Raw genomic sequence first — 22,381 nt, 5'->3', positions numbered from 1 at the left:
GAGCCTGCTCGCGAAATCGATTTTGAATACTGTGGAGACTAAGGGATGAAAACCCTCTGGCAACACTGCCACGTCGCAACCATGGCGCAGGGCGTCTACTCGATCATCGAGGATGCGGCCATTGTGACGTCCGGTGCGCACATCGAGTGGATCGGTCCGCGCAATCTGCTGCCGTCCGGTGAATACCCGGCGGTCAACGATCTGCAAGGCGCGTGGGTGACCCCGGGCCTGATCGACTGCCACACTCACACGGTGTTCGGCGGCAACCGCAGCGGCGAATTCGAGAAGCGTCTGCAAGGCGTCAGCTATGCCGAGATCGCGGCGCAGGGCGGCGGCATTGCCAGCACCGTGCGCGCCACCCGTGAAGCGAGCGAAGACGAGCTGTTCGCCAGCGCCGCCAAGCGTCTGAAAAGCCTGATGCGCGACGGCGTGACCACGGTCGAGATGAAGTCCGGCTACGGTCTCGATCTGGCCAGCGAACGCAAGATCCTGCGGGTCATTCGTCGCCTGGCCAAGGAGCTGCCGATCAGCGTGCGCAGTACCTGTCTGGCCGCCCACGCGCTGCCGCCGGAGTACAAGGATCGCGCTGACGACTACATCGAGCACATCTGCGCCGAGATGCTCCCGGCATTGGCCGCCGAAGGGCTGGTCGACGCCGTGGATGCGTTCTGCGAATACCTGGCGTTCTCGCCGGAGCAGGTCGAGCGGGTGTTCATCACCGCACAAAAACTCGGCCTGCCGGTGAAGCTGCATGCCGAGCAATTGTCGTCGCTGCATGGCTCCAGTCTGGCCGCACGGTATCACGCGTTGTCTGCCGACCATCTGGAGTTCATGGACGAAGACGACGCCATCGCCATGGCCAAGTCCGACACCGTCGCGGTGTTGCTGCCGGGGGCGTTCTACTTCCTGCGCGAAACCCAGCTGCCGCCGATGGACGCCCTGCGCAAGCACAAGGTCAAGATCGCTATCGCCAGTGACCTCAACCCCGGCACCTCGCCGGCGCTGTCGTTGCGCCTGATGCTGAACATGGCCTGCACCTGCTTCCGCATGACCCCGGAAGAAGCCCTGGCCGGCGCGACCATTCACGCCGCGCAAGCGCTGGGCATGGCTGATACCCACGGTTCGCTGGAAGTCGGCAAGGTCGCGGATTTCGTCGCCTGGCACATCGATCGTCCGGCGGATCTGGCCTATTGGCTCGGTGGTGATCTGGACAAACGCGTCGTGCGTCACGGCGTCGAATCAAGTCTGTAGGAGAGCGGTTGTGGATAAGGTTCTGAGTTTCAAACAAGGTCGCGTACCGCTGCTGATCAGCATGCCGCATGCCGGCGTGCGCCTGACGCCAGCGGTCGAAGCCGGGCTGATCGCCGACGCGAAAAGCCTGCCGGACACCGACTGGCACATTCCGCAGCTCTATGACTTTGCCGAGGAACTGGGCGCCAGCACGTTGGCCGCCGAATACTCGCGGTTCGTCATCGACCTTAACCGTCCGTCCGATGACAAACCGTTGTATGCCGGCGCCACCACCGGGCTGTACCCGGCGACGCTGTTCGATGGCATTCCGCTGTTCCGCGAAGGGCACGAGCCCTCGAAAGCAGAGCGCGCGACCTACCTGGAACAGGTCTGGACGCCGTATCACCGCACCCTGCAACAAGAGCTGGCGCGGCTGAAGGCCGAGTTCGGCTATGCGCTGCTGTTCGACGCGCATTCGATCCGTTCGATCATCCCGCACCTGTTCGACGGCAAACTGCCGGATTTCAACCTTGGCACCTTCAACGGCGCCAGTTGCGATCCACAATTGGCGACGCAACTGGAAGCCATCTGCGCCCGTCACGATCATTACAGCCACGTGCTCAACGGCCGCTTCAAGGGCGGCCACATCACCCGCCATTACGGCAACCCCGCCGAGAACATCCACGCCGTGCAACTGGAGTTGTGCCAGAGCACCTACATGGAAGAGTTCGAACCGTTCCGCTACCGCGCCGACCTGGCGGAGCCGACGCGAGTGGTGCTCAAGGAGTTGCTGCAGGGCCTGCTGGCCTGGGCAAAGTCGCACTACACCGCATAACCCCTGTGGGAACGAGCCTGCTCGCGAAGGCGTCCGTTCAGCCAGCATCTACGTTGAATGACACACCGCATTCGCGAGCAGGCTCGCTCCCACAGGATGGTGGATAGCCTGCGAAGTTTACGGCTGACAAACGCTGACTGCTCTGGAGCATGCTCATTGACGTAAATCGGGTTTATGATGCCGAACGGCAGAATAATAGAAGTCCCCCCAGGGATGACCTCGACCCCTTACGGAGCGCGCAATGCAGACATTGTTTCCGCAGATCAAACCCCACGCCCGGCACGATCTGGCTGTCGATGACACCCACACGCTGTACGTCGATGAAAGCGGCTCGCCGGAAGGCTTGCCGGTGGTGTTCATCCACGGCGGCCCGGGTGCCGGTTGCGACGCGCAGAGCCGTCGCTATTTCGATCCGAACCTGTACCGCATTGTCACCTTCGACCAGCGCGGCTGCGGACGCTCCACCCCGCACGCCAGCCTGGAAAACAACACCACCTGGGATCTGGTCGCCGACCTCGAGCGTATCCGCAAGCACTTGGGCATCGACAAATGGGTGCTGTTTGGCGGTTCGTGGGGTTCGACCCTGGCGCTGGCCTACGCGCAAACCCACCCGGAGCGCGTACACGGTCTGATCCTGCGTGGGATCTTTCTCTGCCGTCCGCAGGAAATCGAGTGGTTCTATCAGGCCGGTGCCAGCCGTCTGTTTCCCGATTACTGGCAGGACTACATCGCGCCAATCCCGCTGGACGAGCGCGACGATCTGCTCAGCGCCTTCCACAAGCGCCTGGTCGGTAACGATCAGATCGCTCAGATGCACGCGGCCAAGGCCTGGTCGACGTGGGAAGGACGCACCGCGACCCTGCGGCCGAACCCGCTGGTGGTCGACCGTTTCTCCGAACCGCAGCGCGCCCTGTCGATCGCGCGGATCGAATGTCACTACTTCACCAACAATGCGTTCCTCGAGCCGAATCAACTGATCCGCGACATGGGCAAGATCGCCCACCTGCCGGGGGTGATCATTCACGGTCGCTACGACGTGATCTGCCCGCTGGACAACGCCTGGGAGCTGCATCAGGCCTGGCCGAACAGCGAGCTGCAGGTGATTCGTGACGCCGGTCACGCCGCCTCCGAACCGGGCATCACCGATGCGCTGGTGCGTGCCGCGAGCAACATGGCCCGTCGCTTGCTCGACCTGCCGCCCGAAGAAGCATGAAGGGGCTGTTACAGCGCGTGCGCGGTGCACGGGTCGAAGTCGCGGGAGAGACAGTCGGCGCGGTGGATCAGGGTTTGCTGGTGCTGGTGGCGGTCGAACCCGACGATACCCGTACCAGCGCCGACAAACTTTTGCATAAGCTGCTTAACTATCGGGTATTCAGTGACGCCGAGGGCAAGATGAATCTGTCCCTGGCGGATGTAGGTGGCGGGTTGCTGCTGGTCTCTCAGTTCACCCTGGCCGCTGACACCAAGAGTGGGTTGCGCCCGAGTTTCTCGACCGCGGCCCCTCCGGCATTGGGCGAGGAATTGTTCGACTATCTATTCAACAAAGCGAAACAGATGCATGGCACTGTGGCATCAGGTAGATTCGGCGCGGATATGCAGGTGCACCTGGTCAACGATGGCCCGGTCACCTTCCTGTTACAGACATGAAAGCGCTTGAAACAGCTTTTCAAGGGCTTTTCGACTGAAAACAGGCGTTTTTCGCGATAAATACTTTGTTACCCCTGATGCGTTGTCACGCGGGCTACTAGATAATCGCGCGCTATGGGGATCAGCGTTCGCTGTTCCATTTTTGACTTAGGTAGAGACTTGTCTGGATCCGATTGGGGAATCATTTTGCCCCAGCGGAGTCGGAACAATGCTCGCCAACCTGGCATATAGATAGCTGGCCGTTGGTTTTTTGATCTGTTTTCGGCGAGGGTTGCTCGTGATTGTTAGTCCCTGTAATGCAGCAAAAATGTCTGCCAAACGCATGCGAAGTGCCCTGGTAGCCGGCTCGGCGCTCCTGTGCCTGCTCAGCGCCGGCCAGCTTTGGGCGTTCAATCTTGACGATGTATCAGCCAAGGCTAAAGAGCTGGCCGGGCAGAAGTTCGAAGCCCCGCGCAGCAACCTGCCGAACGAATTCCGTGACATGAAGTTCGCGGATTATCAGAAAATCCGCTTCCTCACCGAAAAGGCTGAGTGGGCCGATCAGAAGACACCGTTCAAGCTGTCCTTCTATCACCAGGGCATGCACTTCGATACGCCGGTGAAAATCAACGAAATCACGGCGAACACCGTCGAAGAGATCAAATACGATCCGACCCGCTTCGATTTCGGCGACCTCAAATTCGATCCGAAAGCCACCGAGCAACTGGGCTACGCCGGTTTCCGTGTGTTGTACCCGATCAACAAGGCCGACAAGCAAGACGAAATCATGACCATGCTCGGCGCGAGCTACTTCCGCGTCGTCGGCAAGGGTCACACTTACGGTCTGTCGGCCCGTGGTCTGGCGATCGACACCGCACTGCCGTCGGGCGAAGAATTCCCGCGTTTCCGCGAGTTCTGGATTCAGCAGCCGAAGCCGGGCGACAAGCATTTGGTGATCTTCGCCCTGCTTGATTCGCCGCGCGCCACCGGTGCCTATCGCCTGATCCTGCGTCCGGGCAGCGACACCATTGTCGACGTCAAGGCGCAGATGTTCCTGCGTGACAAGGTCGGCAAACTAGGCATCGCGCCGTTGACCAGCATGTTCCTGTTCGGCGCCAACCAGCCGTCGAAAGTCCTCAACTACCGTCGTGAGCTGCACGACTCCAGCGGTCTGTCGATCCATGCCGGCAACGGCGAGTGGATCTGGCGTCCGCTGAACAACCCGAAACACCTGGCCGTAAGCAACTTCAGCGTCGAGAACCCGCGTGGTTTCGGTCTGCTGCAGCGTGGCCGCGACTTCAGCCACTACGAAGACCTCGACGATCGCTACGACAAGCGCCCAAGCGCCTGGATCGAGCCGAAGGGCGAGTGGGGCAAGGGTACCGTTGATCTGGTAGAGATTCCGACCGCCGATGAAACCAACGACAACATCGTTGCGTTCTGGAGCCCGGAAACCATGCCGGAGCCAGGCAAGCCGCTGGACTTTGCCTACCGCCTGCACTGGACCATGGACGAAGCGGCGATTCACGCCCCCGACAGCGCCTGGGTCAAGCAGACCCTGCGTTCGACCGGTGACGTCAAGCAGTCGAACCTGATCCGTCAACCGGATGGCAGCGTTGCCTACCTGGTCGACTTCGAAGGTCCATCGCTGGCGGCTCTGGCCCCGGATGCCGATGTGCGCAGTCAGGTCAGCGTTGGCGATAACGCCGAACTGGTCGAGAACAGCGTGCGTTACAACCCGGAAACCAAGGGCTGGCGCCTGACCCTGCGCATGAAGATCAAGGACGCGAGCAAGTCCACCGAGATGCGGGCCGCCCTGGTACAGCCAGTGGTCACCGCTGATCTGGCCAAGTCTTCGGTACCGGCGTCGAACTCGTCGGTGGCCAAGGCGGACAAGGTCGCGGCCAAGCAACAAGAGAAAGACGAGAAGGAAGCCAAGGCAGCCGAGGCCAAACAGGCCGACGCCAAGCCAGCCGCAGATGCCAAGGACAAGGCCAACAAAGACGCCAAGCAGCCAGCGGCTGCGAACGCGGCCCCAGCCACACCGGAATCGGCACCGACTGAAGAAGTCCTGACCGAGACCTGGAGCTATCAGTTGCCTGCCGATGAGTAACTCTCAAGTACAGCCAGAGACTCTGTCCGAGTATCTGGCGCATCTGCCGATGACCGACGAGCAGCGCGCGGAACTCGCGGGCTGCCAGTCCTTCAGCGAACTGCACCAGCGTCTGTCGTCGCCGACGTTCGACGCGCCTGCCGAAGCCGCCCAGGCTTCGGTGGGCAAGCGCCTGACCCTGAGCACCGCCGAGGAGCTGGAAGAGGCGGAAATGCTGGTGCTCGACGCCAGCGGTCGGGTCAGCATGAAGGCGACTCCGCCGATCCGTCGGACCAAAGTCGTGCCGGAGCCTTGGCGCACCAATATTCTGGTGCGTGGCTGGCGCCGCCTGACCGGGCGCACCAACCCGCCGCAGCCGCCGAAGGACGAAAACGTCTTGCCGGCAGCGCGCTGGCGCACGGTTGGTTCGATTCGACGTTACATTCTGTTGCTGCTGATGCTCGGTCAGACCATCGTTGCCGGCTGGTACATGAAAGGCATCATGCCGTACCAGGGCTGGTCGTTCGTCGATCTGGACGAAGTGCTGCACCAGCCGCTGCTGCAAACCGCCACGCAAGTGCTGCCGTATGCGCTGCAGACCAGCATCCTGATCCTGTTCGGGATTCTGTTCTGCTGGGTCTCGGCCGGTTTCTGGACGGCACTGATGGGCTTCCTCGAGTTGCTCACCGGTCACGATAAATACCGTATCTCCGGCAAAAGTGCCGGCAACGAGCCGATTCCGAAAGACGCTCGTACCGCGCTGGTGATGCCGATCTGCAACGAAGACGTGCCCCGGGTATTCGCCGGTCTGCGCGCCACCTTCGAGTCGGTCGCCGCTACCGGTGATCTGGATCGCTTCGACTTCTTCGTCCTCAGCGACAGTAACGACACCGATATCTGCGTCGCCGAGCAGCAAGCCTGGCTGGACGTCTGCCGTGAAGCCAAGGGCTTCGGCAAGATCTTCTATCGCCGCCGTCGCCGCCGTGTGAAACGCAAGAGCGGCAACCTCGACGACTTCTGCCGTCGCTGGGGTGGTGACTACAAGTACATGGTCGTGCTCGACGCCGACTCGGTGATGAGCGGCGAGTGCCTGACCAGTCTGGTGCGCCTGATGGAAGCCACGCCGGACGCCGGGATCATCCAGACCGCGCCGCGTGCGTCGGGCATGGATACCCTGTATGCGCGCATGCAGCAGTTCGCTACCCGCGTGTACGGTCCGCTGTTCACCGCCGGTCTGCACTTCTGGCAGTTGGGTGAATCCCACTACTGGGGTCACAACGCGATCATCCGCATGAAGCCGTTCATCGACCACTGCGCCCTGGCGCCGTTGCCGGGCAAGGGTGCGTTCTCCGGGGCGATTCTGTCTCACGACTTCGTCGAAGCCGCGCTGATGCGCCGTGCCGGTTGGGGCGTGTGGATTGCCTACGACTTGCCGGGCAGCTACGAAGAACTGCCGCCGAACCTGCTCGACGAACTCAAGCGTGACCGTCGCTGGTGCCACGGCAACCTGATGAACTTCCGCCTGTTCCTGGTCAAAGGTATGCACCCGGTGCACCGCGCAGTGTTCCTCACCGGCGTGATGTCGTACCTGTCGGCGCCGTTGTGGTTCTTCTTCCTGGTGCTGTCGACCGCGCTGCTGGCGGTGAACACGCTGATGGAGCCGCAGTACTTCCTGGAACCGCGCCAGCTCTATCCGCTGTGGCCACAATGGCACCCGGACAAGGCGATCGCGCTGTTCTCGACCACCATCGTGCTGCTGTTCCTGCCGAAACTGCTGAGCATCATCCTGATCTGGGCCAAGGGCGCGAAAGAGTTCGGTGGCAAGTTCAAGGTGACCCTGTCGATGCTGCTGGAGATGTTGTTCTCCATGCTGCTGGCGCCGGTGCGGATGATTTTCCACACCCGTTTCGTGCTCGCCGCGTTCCTCGGCTGGGCCGCGACCTGGAACTCGCCGCAGCGTGACGATGACTCCACACCTTGGAGCGAGGCGGTCAAGCGCCACGGTCCGCAGACCTTGCTGGGTTTCTGCTGGGCACTGCTGGTGATCTGGCTGAACCCGAGTTTCCTCTGGTGGCTGGTGCCGATCGTCGGTTCGCTGATGCTGTCGATCCCGGTGTCGGTGATTTCCAGCCGTGTCGGTCTGGGCCTCAAATCCCGTGACGAGAGCCTGTTCCTCATCCCAGAGGAATACAATCCGCCACAGGCGCTGCTGGCGACCGATCAGTACACCCACGAGAACCGCTGGCACGCGCTGAACGACGGCTTCATCCGCGCCGTGGTCGATCCGCAGCAGAACGCCCTGGCGTGCTCGCTGGCGACCTCGCGTCACGGTCAGGCCGAGCCGATCGAGTGGCTGCGTCAGGAGCGTGTACGTCACGCCCTGAAGGCTGGCCCGGCGGCACTGAGCAACCACGATCGCCTGCAACTGCTGAGCGATCCGGTGGCCCTGGCGCGTCTGCACGAGCTGGTCTGGTCCGAAGATCACAAGGAATGGCTGGATGCCTGGCGCGCTTCGGTGAAAGCCGATCCGCATGCGCCGCTGTTGCCACTCAAGCCTGTGAGCTTGCAGGCGCAACCGGCCTGATGAAGAAACCCCGCGAAAGCGGGGTTTTTTTTGATCTCGATAAAAAGAGACCTTCACCCCGGCCCTTGATTGTTAAACAAATCGTCCATTAAACCTTGTGCAAAAAATCGAGTGCGTTAGCATCCGTCCCCGAATTGGCGCGCCCGGACGATCTTGTCCATTTCAGTCGGTTTTCGCGCCGCAATTGCAATGGTTTTGGGGACTTGAAGATGAAGAAGTATCTGTCGATGCTGCTGGTCGGCGTCACGGCACTGGTTGCAGTCAATGCGGCGCACGCCGGTGCAATCGATGACGCGGTCAAGCGCGGCACGTTGAAAGTCGGTATGGATCCGACCTACATGCCGTTCGAAATGACCAACAAGCGCGGCGAGATCATCGGCTTCGAAGTCGACATCCTCAAAGCCATGTCCAAGGCCATGGGCGTCAAGCTGGAGCTGGTGTCCACCGGTTACGACGGGATCATTCCGGCCCTTATGACCGACAAGTTCGACATGATCGGCAGCGGCATGACCCTGACTCAGGAGCGCAACCTGCGCCTGAACTTCAGCGAACCGTTCATCGTGGTCGGCCAGACCCTGCTGATTCGCAAGGAACTGGAAGGCACCATCAAGTCCTATAAAGACCTGAACACCGCCGACTATCGCATCACCTCCAAGCTCGGCACCACCGGTGAAATGGTTGCCAAGAAGCTGATCGCCAAGGCCAAGTACCACGGCTACGACAACGAGCAGGAAGCCGTGCTCGACGTGGTCAACGGCAAGGCCGACGCCTTCATCTACGACGCGCCGTACAACGTGGTCGCGGTGAACAAGGTCGGCGCCGGCAAACTGGTGTTCCTCGACAAGCCGTTCACCTACGAGCCGCTGGCCTTCGGTCTGAAGAAGGGTGATTACGACAGCATCAACTTCATCAACAACTTCCTGCACCAGATCCACGAAGACGGCACCTACGATCGCATCCATGACAAGTGGTTCAAGAGCACCGAGTGGCTCAAGGACATGGAATAAGCCCGGTCGCATAGACCGAGTCGCCCCATTCGCGAGCAGGCTCGCTCCCACATTGGAATGCATTTCCCTGTGGGAGCGAGCCTGCTCGCGAAGAGGCCCTCCATAGCAACAAAAATCCGGAACCTGCAATGAAACAGAAAAAAGCCCAATGGCCCTGGCACGTCCTGACCGTGCTGGTGCTGGTCGGCCTGGCGGGCGCGTTGTATTACGCCACGTCGCTGATGTCCTACGAATGGCGCTGGAACCGCGTGCCGCAGTACTTCGCCTATCAGGCCGAAGAATCCCAGCGTGCCACCGATATCTCCACCGTTACCGAGCTGGTACGCAAGGGCGGTAGCGCGCAGGTCACCCTGCGCAACGACGCCGGTGACGAGCAGCACCTGACCGTCGACGAAAACAGCCTGCAATTCGCTCAGGGCGACGATGTGGCTGAAGGTGACGTCGTGGGCGTGACCCGGCACTGGGCGGCAGGGCCGCTGCTGTGGGGCCTTTGGACCACGCTGTTGCTGTCGGTGGTGTCTGGGGTACTCGGTCTGCTGATCGGTCTCGTCACCGGGTTGTGCCGCCTGTCGAGCAACCCGACCCTGCGCGACCTGTCGAGCATCTACGTCGAACTGGTACGCGGCACGCCGCTGCTGGTGCAAATCTTCATTTTCTACTTCTTCATCGGCACGGTGATGAACCTGTCCCGCGAGTTCGCCGGGATCGCCGCGCTGTCGCTGTTTACCGGCGCCTACGTGGCCGAGATCATCCGTTCCGGGGTGCAGTCGATTGCCCGTGGCCAGAACGAAGCGGCGCGTTCGCTCGGTCTGAGCGCCGGCCAGTCGATGCGCCACGTGGTACTGCCGCAAGCATTTAAACGCGTACTGCCACCGCTGGCCGGGCAGTTCATCAGCCTGGTCAAGGACACCTCGCTGGTGTCGGTGATTGCGATTACCGAGCTGCTGAAAAGTGGTCGTGAAGTCATCACCACCTCGTTCTCGCCGTTCGAAATCCTGTTCTGTGTCGCCGGCCTGTACCTGTTGATCAACCTGCCGTTGTCGAAAATCGCCAGCCGGCTTGAGCGGAGGCTCGCGCAAAGTGATTGAAGTCCGCGATCTGGTAAAAGTCTTCGACACCCGTGGCCAGGTAGTCCGGGCGGTGGATAACGTCACCACATCTGTCGCCAAGGGCGAAGTGCTGGTGGTGATCGGCCCGTCGGGCTCGGGCAAATCGACCTTCCTGCGCTGCCTCAACGGCCTGGAAGAGTTCGACTCGGGCTCGGTGAGCATCGACGGCCTGCAACTGGCCGACCCGAAAACCGACGTCAACGCTTACCGCCGCGAAGTCGGCATGGTCTTTCAGCATTTCAACCTGTTCCCGCACATGACCGTGCTGGAAAACCTCTGTCTGGCGCAGAAAGTCGTGCGCAAGCGTGGGCAGAAGGAAAGTGAGGCCAAGGCCTTGGCGTTGCTGGAAAAGGTCGGTATTGCGCAGAAGGCTCGGGAATATCCATCACGCCTGTCCGGCGGCCAGCAACAGCGCGTGGCGATTGCCCGGGCGCTGGCGATGGACCCGAAAGTGATGCTGTTCGACGAACCGACTTCGGCCCTCGACCCGGAAATGGTCGGCGAAGTGCTGGATGTGATGAAGAACCTGGCCGTGGAAGGCATGACCATGGTCTGCGTCACCCACGAAATGGGTTTCGCCCGGGAAGTGGCGGATCGGGTGCTGTTCTTCGATCACGGCAAACTGCTGGAAGATGCCTCCCCAGCGGAGTTTTTTGATGCGCCGAAGGATCCGCGGGCACAGGCCTTTCTGCGTCAGGTCTTGTAATTTCAGCGTCTCTCAGGACGCCTTCGCGAGCAGGCTCGCTCCCACAGTTGACCAAGCGGACGCGGTCCAATGTGGGAGCGAGCCTGCTCGCGAAAGCATCACCTCGGTTCAGAGCGAACCGAGGTTTTCGGGTCACCTCAAACCTTGAACCGCCCCACCAGCATCTGCAGATGCGTCCCCAGCCGCGCCAGCTCAACACTCGACGCCGCCGTCTCTTCACTCGCCGCCGAGGTCTGATCCGACACATCCCGCACATTCAGCACGCTACGGTTGATCTCTTCAGCCACGGCGCTCTGCTGCTCGGCGGCTGCGGCGATCTGCTGGTTCATCGCCTGAATCGCCGACACGGTGCGGGTGATACTTTCCAGTGAGCCACCGGCACGGCGGGTCAGTTCGACGCTGCTGTCGGTCAGGCTGCGGCTGTTGTCCATGATCGTTGCCACTTGCTGGGTGCCGTTCTGCAGGCCGACGATCAGCTCTTCGATCTCCTCGGTCGACTTCTGCGTGCGCTGGGCGAGGCTGCGCACTTCATCGGCAACCACCGCAAAACCACGCCCGGCCTCACCGGCACGCGCTGCTTCGATCGCGGCGTTGAGCGCCAGCAGGTTGGTTTGCTGGGCCACGGACTTGATCACGTCGAGCACGCTGCCGATCTTGTCGCTCTCGCGCTTGAGTTCGCCCATGGCTTCGGTGGAGTGGCCGACTTCGACGGCCAGACGCTCGATCTGCGCGATGGCTTCACCCACCACTTTGTCGCCTTCGCGGGCCTGCTGGTCGGCGGCCACAGCGGCTTCGGAAGCTTCCTCGGCGTTGCGCGCGACTTCCTGCACAGTGGCGGCCATTTCGTTCATGGCGGTGGCGACCTGATCGGTCTCGACTTTCTGATTGTTGACCCCGGCGCTGGTCTGCTCGGTCACCGCTGACAATTCCTCGGCGGCGCTGGCGATCTGCGTGACGCCGTCGCTGATGCCACCGATCAACTCGCGCAGGCCTTGGGTCATGCTCTGCATCGAGCGCTGCAACTGGCCGAGTTCGTCGCGACGCTGCGACACCAGGTTGTGGGTCAAGTCGCCGGCAGCCACACGTTCGGCGACCTTCAGGGTCTGATTCAGCGGAATGATGATCTGCCGGGTGATCGCCCACGCGGCCAGCAAACCGAAGGCCACGGCCAGCAGGGTGGCGATGATCAGCATGTTCTTGGCGTGCGCGGCATCGGTATCGCGCACCACGGTTTGTGATTCGGTGAGCTTCTTGCTGAGGTCGAGGAGGATGTCGCCCTGCGCCGTCATGGTTGCCCCGGCCTTGGCATTGTTCACCTGCGAGTCGCGGAACTGAGCGACCGCCGCGCGATAAGCCTTGATCGAGTCGGTGGCCTGTTGCAGGTTGGCGATGTGCTGTTCGGGCAGTTTCGCCGGCAGGCTGTCGAGGTTTTTCAGTGCATTGTCGATGGCGTCCAGCGCGGGCTGCTCCGCCTCGGCCTTGCCGCTGTAGGTGTAGCCGCGCACCTGATAGCGCGCTTGCTGCAACAGTTTGCTCAGTTCGATCACGCTGTTGAATTGCGCGACGCTGTCACCCTGCAGCATGGATTTCTCGACTTCCGAGACTTTGGCCACGGCATTGTCGGCACTGGCGCCGAGCTTGCTGCGCGCGTCCTCACGCTGCACGGTGGCCTGTGTCATGTCGGCGAAGGCACGCTTGTACTCGGCGACAGCGGCCAGTTGCTGATCGACCATGGCCGCATCTGAGGGCTGCTCGATCAGGCCGCGCGCGGTTTGCAAGCCGCTGGCGAGTTTGGCCAGCAACTCGTTGACCGCGCCCGGGCCTTGTTCGCCGCGACGCGCTTCATAGTCCAGACGCGCCAGTCGCAGGTCCTTGGTCAGTTCATTGAGGCTGGAGATGAAACCGAGCTTGTCGCCACGGCTGATGATGCCGCTCATGCCGGTCCAGCCGGTGAAGGTAATTAGCAGGGTGAGCAACAGCACCAGGCCGAAACCGATGCCCAGCTTGCGTTTGACGCTGACGTTCCCAAGATTCTCGGCTAACCAACGGTACATGCGACGACTCCCCTCGGACCACTAATTGGACTTATGGGGACTGTATCGGCTGGGTGATGGCAATCTGTAACCCGATTTGAATGCCAACCCCGGATTCCTGTAGGAGCTGACGAGTGCAACGAGGCTGCGATCTTTTGATCTTGCTGTTAAAAAACAAAATCAAAAGATCGCAGCCTACGGCAGCTCCTACAGGGGGAGCGGTGTGTCAGAACAGGCGGGCGAGCAGGGCGGTGACGGCGGTTTCGACGCGCAGGATGCGTTCGCCCAGTTGCACCGGTTGCAGGCCGGATTTGCCCAGCAGGTCGATTTCGTAGGGGATCCAGCCACCTTCGGGGCCGATCGCCAGGGTCACCGGTTCGCTCAACGCACGTGGGCACGGCGGGTAATTGCCGGGATGGCCGACCAGGCCGAGGGTGCCTTCGCTGATCGCTGGCAGACGATCTTCGACGAACGGTTTGAAGCGCTTCTCGATGATGACTTCCGGCAGCACGGTATCGCGGGCCTGTTCGAGGCCGAGAATCAGGTTCTCGCGAATCGCTTCCGGCTCGAGAAACGGCGTCTGCCAGAAACTCTTCTCGACCCGGTAGCTGTTGACCAGAATCACCTTCGACACGCCCATGGTCGCCACGGTCTGGAACACCCGTCGCAGCATCTTCGGGCGGGGCAGGGCCAATACCAGCGTCAATGGCAGCTTGGCCGGTGGTGATTGATCGAGGGTGACACGCAACTCGGCTTCACCGGCCTCAAGGCGAAGCAGCTCAGCCGAGCCCATCAAGCCATTGATCCGTCCCACGCGCAGGCTGTCACCGACTTCCGAGCGGTGAACTTCCTGCATGTGGGTCAGGCGCCGGTCACGCAGCACGACGCGGTCGGCCGCGATGAAGTCGGCCTCTTCGAGCAACAGCAGGTTCATGCCTGGGTCGCTGGCGGCTGGTCGTTGTGATCGTCGGCCGGTGTTTCGTCCGGGCGTTCGCGCTTGCTGATCAGGCCGCCGAACAGAATGCCGATTTCAAACAGCATCCACATCGGTACCGCCAGCAGGGTCTGCGAGAAGATGTCCGGCGGGGTGAGGATCATGCCGACCACGAAGCAGCCGATGATCACGTACGGGCGGATCTTCTTCAGGTATTTGACGTCGACCACGCCGATCCACACCAGCAGCACCACGGCCACCGGAATTTCGAACGCGACGCCAAAGGCGAAGAACAGCGTCATCACGAAGTCGAGGTAACTGGTGATGTCGGTCATCATTTCCACGCCGGCCGGGGTGGCGGCGGCGAAGAACTTGAAGATCAGCGGGAACACGAAGTAATAGGCGAACGCCATGCCGGTGTAGAACAGCAGGATGCTGGACACCAGCAGCGGCACGGCGATGCGCTTCTCATGCTTGTACAGGCCCGGCGCGATGAAGCCCCAGATCTGATGCAGGATCACCGGAATCGCGAGGAACAGCGAGACCATCATCGTCAGCTTCAGTGGCGTCAGGAACGGCGACGACACATCCGTGGCGATCATCGTCGCGCCGACCGGCAGGTACTGGCGCAGCGGCGTCGAGACGAAGGTGTAGATCTGCTGGGTGAACGCGAACAACCCGGCGAAGATGATGAACACCGCCGCCACACAACGCAGCAGGCGGGTGCGCAACTCGGTGAGGTGCGATACCAGCGGCATGTGCTGGTCGTTTTCAGGGAGATCGCTCATGGGGCTCGCGGCGGCAGTGTGGAGTCGTGAGGCGCTGGTGTGATCGGCGCGGCGTTTGGAGCTACGTGTTCAACCGGCGTTGGCGCCGCGACGGGCACAGGTTCGGTTGTCGCTACGGCAGGTGCAGTTGGCGCGGCTGGCGCATGAATCGTCTGCTCGCCGACATGCTCAACCGGGTTCGGCTCCTGCTGAACCGGCGTGAAAATCTTCCGCGCCTCCTGCTCCAGCGACAGGATGTGCTCGTTGTGCAGTTGCCGACGGATCTCGTCGGCACCGATTTCACGTTCAACTTCCTGTTTGATCGCGTTGAAGCTGCGCTTCAGCCGGCCGACCCACAGGCCGGCGGTGCGCGCAGCGCCCGGCAGACGCTCGGGGCCCAGCACCAGCAGGGCGACGAGGCCGACGAGCAGCAGTTCAGAGAAGCTGATACCAAACATTAGTCAGTGCTCACACGTCTTTGCGGATCGGCTCTTCGACTTTCTGCGCCTGCACGTCGATGGTGTGCGGCGGGTTGGCCTGAGCGGTGGCTTGCGGCTGCACCGGTGGTACTGGCTGCGCAGGCGTCACGGTCGGATCGGCGGCCGGCTTTTCGTCATCGTTCATGGCTTTGCGAAAGCCCTTGATCGACTCGCCGACGTCGGTGCCGAGGTTTTTCAGTTTCTTGGTGCCGAACACCAGCACCACGACTACCAGAATGACGATCCAGTGTTTCCAGTCAAAAATGCCCATGTTGCTGTTCCTCTCTAAAAATTGTTCAGGCGGACGGACGCGAGGCTTTCTCGACGTGTCCGGACAGACCGAAGCGACGATCCAGTTCATCCAGCACGGCCTGCGGATGCTGCCCCAGTTGGGCAAGCATGACCATGCTGTGGAACCACAGGTCGGCGGTCTCGTAGATCACATCGCTGCAGTCACCGCTGATGGCGGCGTCCTTGGCGGCAATAATGGTTTCGACCGACTCTTCGCCGACTTTCTCCAGAATCTTGTTCAGGCCCTTGTGATACAGACTAGCTACATATGAGCTGTCGGCCGCTGCGCCTTTGCGCTCTTCAAGTACCTGAGCGAGGCGGGTCAGGGTGTCACTCATGTTTGTGTCCTGCGGAATAGATTGCGTGCGGGTCTTTCAAGACAGGGTCGACCGTTTTCCAGTCGCCGTTTTCGAAGACGCGGTAAAAGCAGCTTTGACGGCCGGTATGGCAAGCGATGTCGCCGATCTGTTCGACCATCAGGATGATCACGTCGGCGTCACAGTCCAGACGCATTTCATGCAGGGTCTGTACATGGCCGGACTCTTCGCCCTTGCGCCACAGCTTGCCACGGGAACGTGACCAGTAGATTGCACGGTTTTCCGCAGCGGTCAGTTCCAGCGCTTCGCGGTTCATCCAGGCCATCATCAGCACGCGTCCGGTCTTGTGATCCTGGGCAATCGCCGGCACCAGGCCATCGGCGTCCCACTTGATCTCGTCCAGCCAGTTTTTCATCTTCGACTCCGACAGCGAACCCGCACTTTAATAGTCGGGTTCAGGCGTTCAAACAGTGTGCCAGCCGATCAGCAAACTGGCTATCGGCGAACGACCAGATACAAGCCGACGGCCACCATGATGCCCGCCGGCCAATGCCCCAGTTCGTGCAACGGGCCACCGGCGGCGAGGATCGTCCCGCCGGCCAGATGTGCGCAACCGAGCAGGCGCAGGAACCAGTCGTCCTTGCGTTTGTGCCACGGTGGTGGCGGGTCGTAGGCGTGCGGTTGCGACATGCGTTCGAGCAGGTCGCGGGCCATGTTGGCCAGGTGCGGCAGCTGTTCGAACTGGCTCTGCACGTTGCCGAGCAAGGCTTTCGGGCTGACGCGCTCGCGCATCCAGCGCTCGAGGAAGGGCTGCGCGGTGTTCCACAGATCCAGATCCGGGTACAGCTGACGACCGAGGCCCTCGATGTTCAATAGAGTCTTCTGCAGCAACACCAGCTGCGGCTGGACTTCCATGTTGAAGCGCCGTGCGGTCTGGAACAGGCGCATCAGCACCTGGCCAAATGAAATATCTTTTAACGGTTTTTCGAAGATCGGTTCGCATACGGTGCGGATCGCCGCTTCGAATTCGTTGAGTTTGGTTTCCGCCGGCACCCAGCCCGAATCGATGTGCAACTGCGCCACGCGGCGGTAGTCACGCTTGAAGAAGGCGAACAGGTTGCGCGCCAGATAGTCCTGGTCTTCCGGGGTCAGGCTGCCGACGATGCCGCAGTCGATCGCGATGTACTGCGGGCTCCACGGGTTGACGGTGCTGACGAAGATGTTGCCCGGGTGCATGTCGGCGTGGAAGAAACTGTCGCGGAACACCTGGGTGAAAAAGATCTCCACGCCGCGCTCGGCGAGCATTTTCATGTCGGTGCGCTGGTCGGCGAGGGTCGCCAGATCCGTCACCTGAATCCCGTAGATGCGCTCCATCACCAGCACTTTCGGCCGGCACCAGTCCCAATAGACTTGCGGCACATAGAGCAGCGGCGAGCCTTCGAAGTTGCGCTTGAGCTGGCTGGCGTTGGCCGCCTCGCGCAGCAGGTCGAGTTCGTCGTAGATGGTTTTTTCGTAGTCCTGCACCACGTCCACCGGGTGCAGCAGGCGGGCGTCGGCGGAGACCTTTTCGGCGGCGCGGGCGAGGATGAACAGCCATGCCAGATCCTGGGCGATCACCGGTTTCAGGCCCGGGCGGATCACCTTGACCACCACTTCTTCGCCGGTCTTCAGTTGCGCGGCGTGCACCTGCGCCACCGAGGCCGAGGCCAGCGGCTCGACGTCGAAACGGCTGAACACTTCGCTGATCTTCTTGCCCAGCTGTTCTTCGATCAGCTTGATCGACAGCTGCGAATCGAACGGCGGCACGCGGTCCTGCAGCAGCATCAACTCATCGGCGATGTCTTCCGGCAGCAGGTCGCGGCGGGTCGAAAGAATCTGCCCGAACTTGATGAAAATCGGCCCCAGATCCTGCAGCGCCAGACGCAGGCGCGCACCACGGCTCAGCTCCAGCGGCTTGCGCGGCAACCAGCGCCACGGCAGCACGTAACGCAGCGCCAGGAGAAACCAGGGCAGCGGCAGCTCGAACAGCAGGTCATCGAGGCGGTAGCGGATCACGACGCGCTGGATGCGCAACAGACGGCGGACGGCAAGCAGCTTCATGCGTTATCGCTTGGGTCGAGGGATCGGGAAAGGCGCTCGAAACGCGCCTCGAGACGTTCCAGATCAAGTTTGATCCGGTCCAGTTCGCTGAATCGTGCTTCGGCTTCGCGCTGCCCGACGAGGGTGCGCGATTCTTCGGCGAGGTATTCGGCGAGGTTCTGGTTGAGGCTGGCAAATCCTTGTTGATACCAGCGTGCGCGGCTGCGCAGGTGACCGCCAATCAGTTGCGTGGCGACCGGTCCGAGCCAGCGCGAGAGTTCGTACTCCCAGTCCAGCTCGAGGTCCTGCAGCACCCCGGCCAGTTCCAGCAGCACGCCGCTGTCACCGTCGAGCTCGACTTCCGGGGCGTGCAGCACCGCGGTCTTGTCTTTGCTCACGGCCAGTTTTACCAGGCTCGAGGCCGGGGCGCGCAGGGTGCAGTCGACGCCGGTTTCCCAGTGCGAGGCGAGCATCAGGCCCTCATCGCTGGGCAGGATGAACAGTTGCAGCGCCGGGCTGCGGCAATCGACGGCAATCACTTTGCCAGTCAGATGCGCCAGCCGCGGCAGCGCCGTGCTGTCGAGACGCAGCACCCGGTTCAGACCGAGTTCGACGCTGGCAAGCAGCCCGGTGAGCAACATCAGGGCTTGATGCCGCGGTGCAGGGCGACGATGCCTGCGGTCATGTTGTGATAGGTCACGCGGTCGAAACCGGCGTCGACCATCATCGACTTCAGGGTTTCCTGATTCGGGTGCATGCGGATCGATTCGGCGAGGTAGCGATAGCTTTCCGAATCGTTGGTGATCAGCTTGCCCATCAGTGGCATGAAGGCGAACGAGTAAGCGTCGTAGGCCTTGGACATCAGCGCGTTGGTCGGCTTGGAGAATTCCAGCACCAGCAAGCGGCCGCCGGGCTTGAGCACGCGCAGCATCGAGCGCAGCGCATCTTCTTTGTGCGTCACGTTGCGCAGGCCGAAAGCGATGGTCACGCAGTCGAAGTGGTTGTCCGGGAACGGCAGTTTTTCCGCGTCCGCCTGAACGAATTCAACGTTGCCCGACACACCCAGATCCAGCAGACGGTCACGGCCGACCTTGAGCATCGATTCGTTGATGTCGGCCAATACCACCTGACCGGTGGGGCCAACCAGGTGCGAGAATTTCCTGGTCAGGTCGCCAGTACCGCCGGCGATGTCGAGCACGCGGTTGCCTGCACGCACCCCGGACAGTTCGATCGCGAAACGCTTCCACAGACGGTGCATGCCGCCCGACAGAAGGTCGTTCATCAGGTCGTACTTCGCGGCTACGGAGTGGAACACCTCAGCGACTTTTTCCGCTTTCTGGCTTTCCGGAACGTTTTTGAAGCCGAAGTGAGTGGTGGGTTCGGCATCGCTGCCTTTGCGCTGATCAGTCATATCGCTGTCACCAAAAGAGAATGCGCGACATTCTAATCCCCAAGCCATGCTTTGTCTTGGAATGGCTAAAGGTAAGATGGGCGACCTTCGGGACGATTTGCCGCAGACGCGGTCAAGATTTACCGTCACCTATTCATCAAGCAGGAGTCATTCGATGGCCAAAATCAGTGTTGAGCGTGCCCACAGCCTGGGCAAGGAAGCCGCCCGCGAGAAGGCCGACAAGCTGGCGCAGAAACTCTCCGATCAATATGGTCTGGAGCCGCAGTGGTCGGGCGACACCCTGAACCTCAAGCGCTCGGGCGTGAAAGGCGCGGTGCATGTGGCCGACGACTCGATCCGTGTCGACGTGGAACTGGGCATCATGATGTCGGCCATGAGCGGCATGATCAAAGCCGAGATCGAGAAGGCGCTGGACAAAGCGTTGGTCTGATCGCGATTCTTCGGTAACCCGAGATCCCTTGTGGGAGCGAGCCTGCTCGCGAAAGCGGTGTGTTAGTCGACTCGAATATTGACTGATACACCGTATTCGCGAGCAGGCTCGCTCCCACATTTGTTTGGTGGTGCCCCTGCTGTTTATGTCAGTTGTTAGGGTGCCGTTTCTAATTTTTCTCCCTACTTTGTGCCTGAGCCCGACACTTTTGCGGGCAGTTCCTCAAACCTTCTGCGCGTGAGGTGCACCATGGCCAAAGTCATTCTGAAGAAAAAAATCGACGCTTCGACTTCTGCTCTGAGCGACGTCAAATCCTATGCCCGCAAGATCTGGCTGGCAGGCCTGGGTGCCTACACCAAGGTCGGCCAAGAGGGCAGCGACTACTTTCAAGAGCTGATCAAGGCTGGTCAAACTGTTGAAAAGAAAGGCAAAAGAGTCGTCACCGAAAAACTCGAAGCCGCCAATGCCGAGATCGATGAAGCCAAGGATGAAGTCAGCTCGTTCAAAGGTCGCGTCGAAGTTCAGCTCGACAAGGTCGAGAAGGCGTTCGACTCCCGTGTAGCAAGCGCCTTGAATCGTATCGGCATTCCGTCTAAACATGACGTTGAGACACTCTCTGCTAAGCTCGATGAGCTGACGGCATTGCTCGAACGCGTCGCGCGTAAATCTTAAGGAGAACGGGATGGCTGGTAAAAAGAACACCGATAAAGAAGGCAGCTCGTGGATTGGGAAAGTCGAAGACTACTCCCGCAAAATCTGGCTGGCTGGTTTAGGCGTGTACTCGAAGATCGACACTGACGGCAGCAAGCTCTTCGAGTCACTGGTCAAAGACGGCGAGAAAGCCGAGAAGCTCACCAAGTCGGCAGTCGGCAAGAAAGTCGATGCCGCCAAGGATTCCGCTTCTTCGGCCAAGTCGCGCATCAGCGGTGTGAAAGATCGCGCACTGGGCAAGTGGGACGAGCTGGAAGGGGCTTTCGACAAGCGCCTGAACAGCGCGATTTCGCGCCTGGGTGTGCCTAGCCGCAATGAAGTCAAAGCGCTGCACAGCAAGGTCGAGACCCTGACCAAGCAGATCGAGAAACTCACCGGTCTGAAAACCCAACCGGTCGCGGCGAAAACCGCAGCGGCCAAACCGGCAGCCAAAACCGCCGCCAAGCCACTGGCTAAAGCGGCTGCGAAACCAGCTGCCAAAGCTGCGGCCAAGCCAGCGGCAAAAACCGCTGCCGCCAAGCCTGCTGCTAAAACGGCCGCTGCCAAACCAGCCGCCAAGGCTGCCGCGAAACCGGTTGCTGCCAAAGCGGCTGCGAAACCTGCGGCCAAGTCCGCGGCCAAACCAGCCGCCAAGCCAGCCGCTAAGCCAGCAGCGAAAACCGCTGCCGCGAAACCGGCTGCCAAACCTTCGGCCAAACCGGCTGCGGCGAAAAAACCGGCAGTGAAAAAACCGGCCGCGCCGAAGGCCGCTGCGCCGAAGCCAGCTGCACCCGCAGCAGCCAAGCCAGCCACCCCGGCAACCCCGGCCAGCGCGTCGAACTCCGCCGCTGCACCGACTCCGGTAGCCACCCCGACTGCTGCATCGACCCCGTCGACGCCAACCAGTCAGTCCTGATTTTTCAGGGCAAAACAAAACGCCCGGCCTGTGAAGGTCGGGCGTTTTTGTTTGTGCAGAGAATCGCTGGAACAGCGCCATTCTCCTGTGGGAGCGGGCTTGCTCGCGAAGGCGGTGTGTCATTCAGCATTGATGTTGGCTGAGCCACCGCTTTCGCGAGCAAGCCCGCTCCCACTGGGGGAGGACAATGTGTAGCCCATTCATTCGTGATCTTCGAGGTACTGCAATGCCATCCGTTCAGTAGCGACTTTCACCGGCGGCAGCAGATGCGGCGCCACCAGCATCATGATCTGGTACACCACCAGTTTGACCTCGCCTTCACGATCGAGAATCCGTTGATAGTCCAGCGAGAACAGCAGGGTCAGGGTGATCTGTTCCACCAGTTGCCCCAACGCCTGGGTGTCACTGACCAGTTGCCCCGAAGCCTTCAACCGCGCCAGCAAGGACGCCAGCGTACGCTTGAGCGCGTTGAGCAGGTTGCGAATGCCCTTGGCCAGTTTCGGCAGGCGCCCGGCGAGGTTCGACAGGTCCTGGAACAGAAACCGGTACTGCGCCAGGCGCTCGACGATCAGGTGCAGAAACAGCCAGTAATCCTCCGGCGCCAGCTCGGCATCCGATGGAGGATCGAGCAGCGGCGCCAGTTCGTTCTGGAAGCGTTCGAACAGGCCGAGAATCAACGGCTCCTTGCCGTGAAAGTGGTAGTAGAGATTGCCGGGGCTGATCCCCATTTCGTTGGCAACTTCCATGGTGGAGACGTTGGGCTCACCCTTTTCGTTGAACAGTTGCAGGGCACATTCGAGAATCCGGTCGCGGGTTTTCATCCAGTCTTCTTAGAAAAGTTCGGT

Annotated in this window: 23 protein-coding genes and 1 pseudogene; 12 read left to right on the top strand and 12 right to left on the bottom strand. The window is 61.1% G+C overall.

What is annotated here, in order from left to right; all coding sequences use genetic code 11:
• The first annotated feature begins 45 nt into the window (after window positions 1-45).
• The 9 genes from hutI (at window position 46) to QRN61_RS02160 (ending at window position 11,189) form a co-directional block, all read left to right on the top strand.
• Window positions 46-1,251 (top strand): imidazolonepropionase, encoded by a 1,206-nt coding sequence (gene hutI, locus QRN61_RS02205; protein ID WP_095137983.1) that lies wholly within the window; start codon window positions 46-48, stop codon window positions 1,249-1,251.
• 10 nt (window positions 1,252-1,261) lie between these two features.
• Entirely contained in the window at window positions 1,262-2,065 is an 804-nt protein-coding gene (gene hutG, locus QRN61_RS02200; RefSeq protein ID WP_096794678.1) for an N-formylglutamate deformylase, read from the top strand.
• 241 nt (window positions 2,066-2,306) lie between these two features.
• Window positions 2,307-3,278 carry a prolyl aminopeptidase gene (gene pip, locus QRN61_RS02190; protein WP_003220824.1) on the top strand — a complete coding sequence of 324 codons (972 nt, stop codon included), beginning with the start codon at window positions 2,307-2,309 and terminating at the stop codon, window positions 3,276-3,278.
• A complete protein-coding gene (dtd, locus tag QRN61_RS02185; protein ID WP_027611289.1) occupies window positions 3,275-3,712 on the top strand; it encodes a D-aminoacyl-tRNA deacylase in 438 nt (145 codons plus the stop codon). Before pip ends, dtd begins: the two co-directional genes overlap by 4 nt.
• A 307-nt stretch (window positions 3,713-4,019) precedes the next feature.
• Window positions 4,020-5,804 carry a glucan biosynthesis protein G gene (locus tag QRN61_RS02180; protein ID WP_167734086.1) on the top strand — a complete coding sequence of 595 codons (1,785 nt, stop codon included), beginning with the start codon at window positions 4,020-4,022 and terminating at the stop codon, window positions 5,802-5,804.
• Window positions 5,797-8,367 carry a glucans biosynthesis glucosyltransferase MdoH gene (gene mdoH / locus QRN61_RS02175; RefSeq protein ID WP_115988388.1) on the top strand — a complete coding sequence of 857 codons (2,571 nt, stop codon included), beginning with the start codon at window positions 5,797-5,799 and terminating at the stop codon, window positions 8,365-8,367. The genes QRN61_RS02180 and mdoH overlap by 8 nt, the downstream gene beginning before the upstream one ends.
• A gap of 209 nt (window positions 8,368-8,576) precedes the next feature.
• Window positions 8,577-9,374 (top strand): transporter substrate-binding domain-containing protein, encoded by a 798-nt coding sequence (locus QRN61_RS02170; RefSeq protein WP_003220833.1) that lies wholly within the window; start codon window positions 8,577-8,579, stop codon window positions 9,372-9,374.
• A gap of 128 nt (window positions 9,375-9,502) precedes the next feature.
• The gene (locus tag QRN61_RS02165; RefSeq protein ID WP_285373105.1) at window positions 9,503-10,462 is read left to right on the top strand and encodes an amino acid ABC transporter permease; all 960 of its coding nucleotides are present in this window, start codon (window positions 9,503-9,505) and stop codon (window positions 10,460-10,462) included.
• A complete protein-coding gene (locus QRN61_RS02160; RefSeq protein WP_007961769.1) occupies window positions 10,455-11,189 on the top strand; it encodes an amino acid ABC transporter ATP-binding protein in 735 nt (244 codons plus the stop codon). The genes QRN61_RS02165 and QRN61_RS02160 overlap by 8 nt, the downstream gene beginning before the upstream one ends.
• Before the next feature lie 137 nt (window positions 11,190-11,326).
• Here QRN61_RS02160 and QRN61_RS27670 read toward each other — a convergent pair whose 3' ends face one another.
• The 11 genes and pseudogenes from QRN61_RS27670 to ubiE form a co-directional block, all read right to left on the bottom strand.
• Window positions 11,327-12,040, bottom strand: coding sequence for a methyl-accepting chemotaxis protein (locus QRN61_RS27670; RefSeq protein ID WP_371262571.1), 714 nt, complete (start codon window positions 12,038-12,040; stop codon window positions 11,327-11,329).
• A gap of 141 nt (window positions 12,041-12,181) precedes the next feature.
• Window positions 12,182-13,126: pseudogene (locus QRN61_RS27665) on the bottom strand (methyl-accepting chemotaxis protein); the annotation flags it as partial.
• Between the two features lie 322 nt (window positions 13,127-13,448).
• Window positions 13,449-14,156 carry a 16S rRNA (uracil(1498)-N(3))-methyltransferase gene (locus QRN61_RS02150; protein WP_027611294.1) on the bottom strand — a complete coding sequence of 236 codons (708 nt, stop codon included), beginning with the start codon at window positions 14,154-14,156 and terminating at the stop codon, window positions 13,449-13,451.
• Window positions 14,153-14,944 carry a twin-arginine translocase subunit TatC gene (gene tatC / locus QRN61_RS02145; protein ID WP_027611295.1) on the bottom strand — a complete coding sequence of 264 codons (792 nt, stop codon included), beginning with the start codon at window positions 14,942-14,944 and terminating at the stop codon, window positions 14,153-14,155. The genes QRN61_RS02150 and tatC overlap by 4 nt, the downstream gene beginning before the upstream one ends.
• A complete protein-coding gene (gene tatB / locus QRN61_RS02140; RefSeq protein ID WP_115988386.1) occupies window positions 14,941-15,381 on the bottom strand; it encodes a Sec-independent protein translocase protein TatB in 441 nt (146 codons plus the stop codon). The genes tatC and tatB overlap by 4 nt, the downstream gene beginning before the upstream one ends.
• A gap of 10 nt (window positions 15,382-15,391) precedes the next feature.
• A complete protein-coding gene (locus QRN61_RS02135; protein ID WP_003220847.1) occupies window positions 15,392-15,673 on the bottom strand; it encodes a twin-arginine translocase TatA/TatE family subunit in 282 nt (93 codons plus the stop codon).
• 25 nt (window positions 15,674-15,698) lie between these two features.
• Complete coding sequence (locus QRN61_RS02130; protein WP_003220849.1) at window positions 15,699-16,031, bottom strand: phosphoribosyl-ATP diphosphatase; 333 nt, start codon at window positions 16,029-16,031, stop codon at window positions 15,699-15,701.
• Window positions 16,024-16,425 (bottom strand): phosphoribosyl-AMP cyclohydrolase, encoded by a 402-nt coding sequence (hisI, locus tag QRN61_RS02125; protein ID WP_007909357.1) that lies wholly within the window; start codon window positions 16,423-16,425, stop codon window positions 16,024-16,026. The genes QRN61_RS02130 and hisI overlap by 8 nt, the downstream gene beginning before the upstream one ends.
• Window positions 16,426-16,505: 80 nt before the next feature.
• Window positions 16,506-18,110: a ubiquinone biosynthesis regulatory protein kinase UbiB gene (ubiB, locus tag QRN61_RS02120; protein WP_027611297.1), complete on the bottom strand. Its 1,605-nt coding sequence runs from the start codon at window positions 18,108-18,110 to the stop codon at window positions 16,506-16,508.
• Window positions 18,107-18,730: a ubiquinone biosynthesis accessory factor UbiJ gene (locus QRN61_RS02115; RefSeq protein WP_003220855.1), complete on the bottom strand. Its 624-nt coding sequence runs from the start codon at window positions 18,728-18,730 to the stop codon at window positions 18,107-18,109. Before QRN61_RS02115 ends, ubiB begins: the two co-directional genes overlap by 4 nt.
• Window positions 18,730-19,500: a bifunctional demethylmenaquinone methyltransferase/2-methoxy-6-polyprenyl-1,4-benzoquinol methylase UbiE gene (gene ubiE / locus QRN61_RS02110; protein ID WP_150369480.1), complete on the bottom strand. Its 771-nt coding sequence runs from the start codon at window positions 19,498-19,500 to the stop codon at window positions 18,730-18,732. Before ubiE ends, QRN61_RS02115 begins: the two co-directional genes overlap by 1 nt.
• A gap of 154 nt (window positions 19,501-19,654) precedes the next feature.
• Here ubiE and QRN61_RS02105 point away from each other — a divergent pair, with 154 nt between their 5' ends.
• The 3 genes from QRN61_RS02105 (at window position 19,655) to QRN61_RS02095 (ending at window position 21,536) form a co-directional block, all read left to right on the top strand.
• Entirely contained in the window at window positions 19,655-19,930 is a 276-nt protein-coding gene (locus tag QRN61_RS02105; protein WP_003220859.1) for a polyhydroxyalkanoic acid system family protein, read from the top strand.
• 249 nt (window positions 19,931-20,179) lie between these two features.
• A complete protein-coding gene (locus QRN61_RS02100) occupies window positions 20,180-20,602 on the top strand; it encodes a phasin family protein (RefSeq protein ID WP_027611299.1) in 423 nt (140 codons plus the stop codon).
• Window positions 20,603-20,612: 10 nt separating this feature from the next.
• Window positions 20,613-21,536 (top strand): phasin family protein, encoded by a 924-nt coding sequence (locus tag QRN61_RS02095; protein ID WP_150369481.1) that lies wholly within the window; start codon window positions 20,613-20,615, stop codon window positions 21,534-21,536.
• A 200-nt stretch (window positions 21,537-21,736) separates the two neighbouring features.
• On the opposite strand, the gene QRN61_RS02090 is transcribed toward QRN61_RS02095, so the two are convergent.
• Window positions 21,737-22,357, bottom strand: coding sequence for a TetR/AcrR family transcriptional regulator (locus QRN61_RS02090; RefSeq protein ID WP_027611301.1), 621 nt, complete (start codon window positions 22,355-22,357; stop codon window positions 21,737-21,739).
• Window positions 22,358-22,381 lie beyond the last annotated feature (24 nt).

The sequence above is a fragment of the Pseudomonas sp. lyk4-TYG-107 genome (assembly GCF_030209055.1).
Classification (GTDB): Bacteria; Pseudomonadota; Gammaproteobacteria; order Pseudomonadales; family Pseudomonadaceae; genus Aquipseudomonas; species Aquipseudomonas putida_A.
The sequence above is the reverse complement of the archived record's forward strand: the minus strand, read 5'-3'. Positions and strand labels throughout refer to the sequence as shown.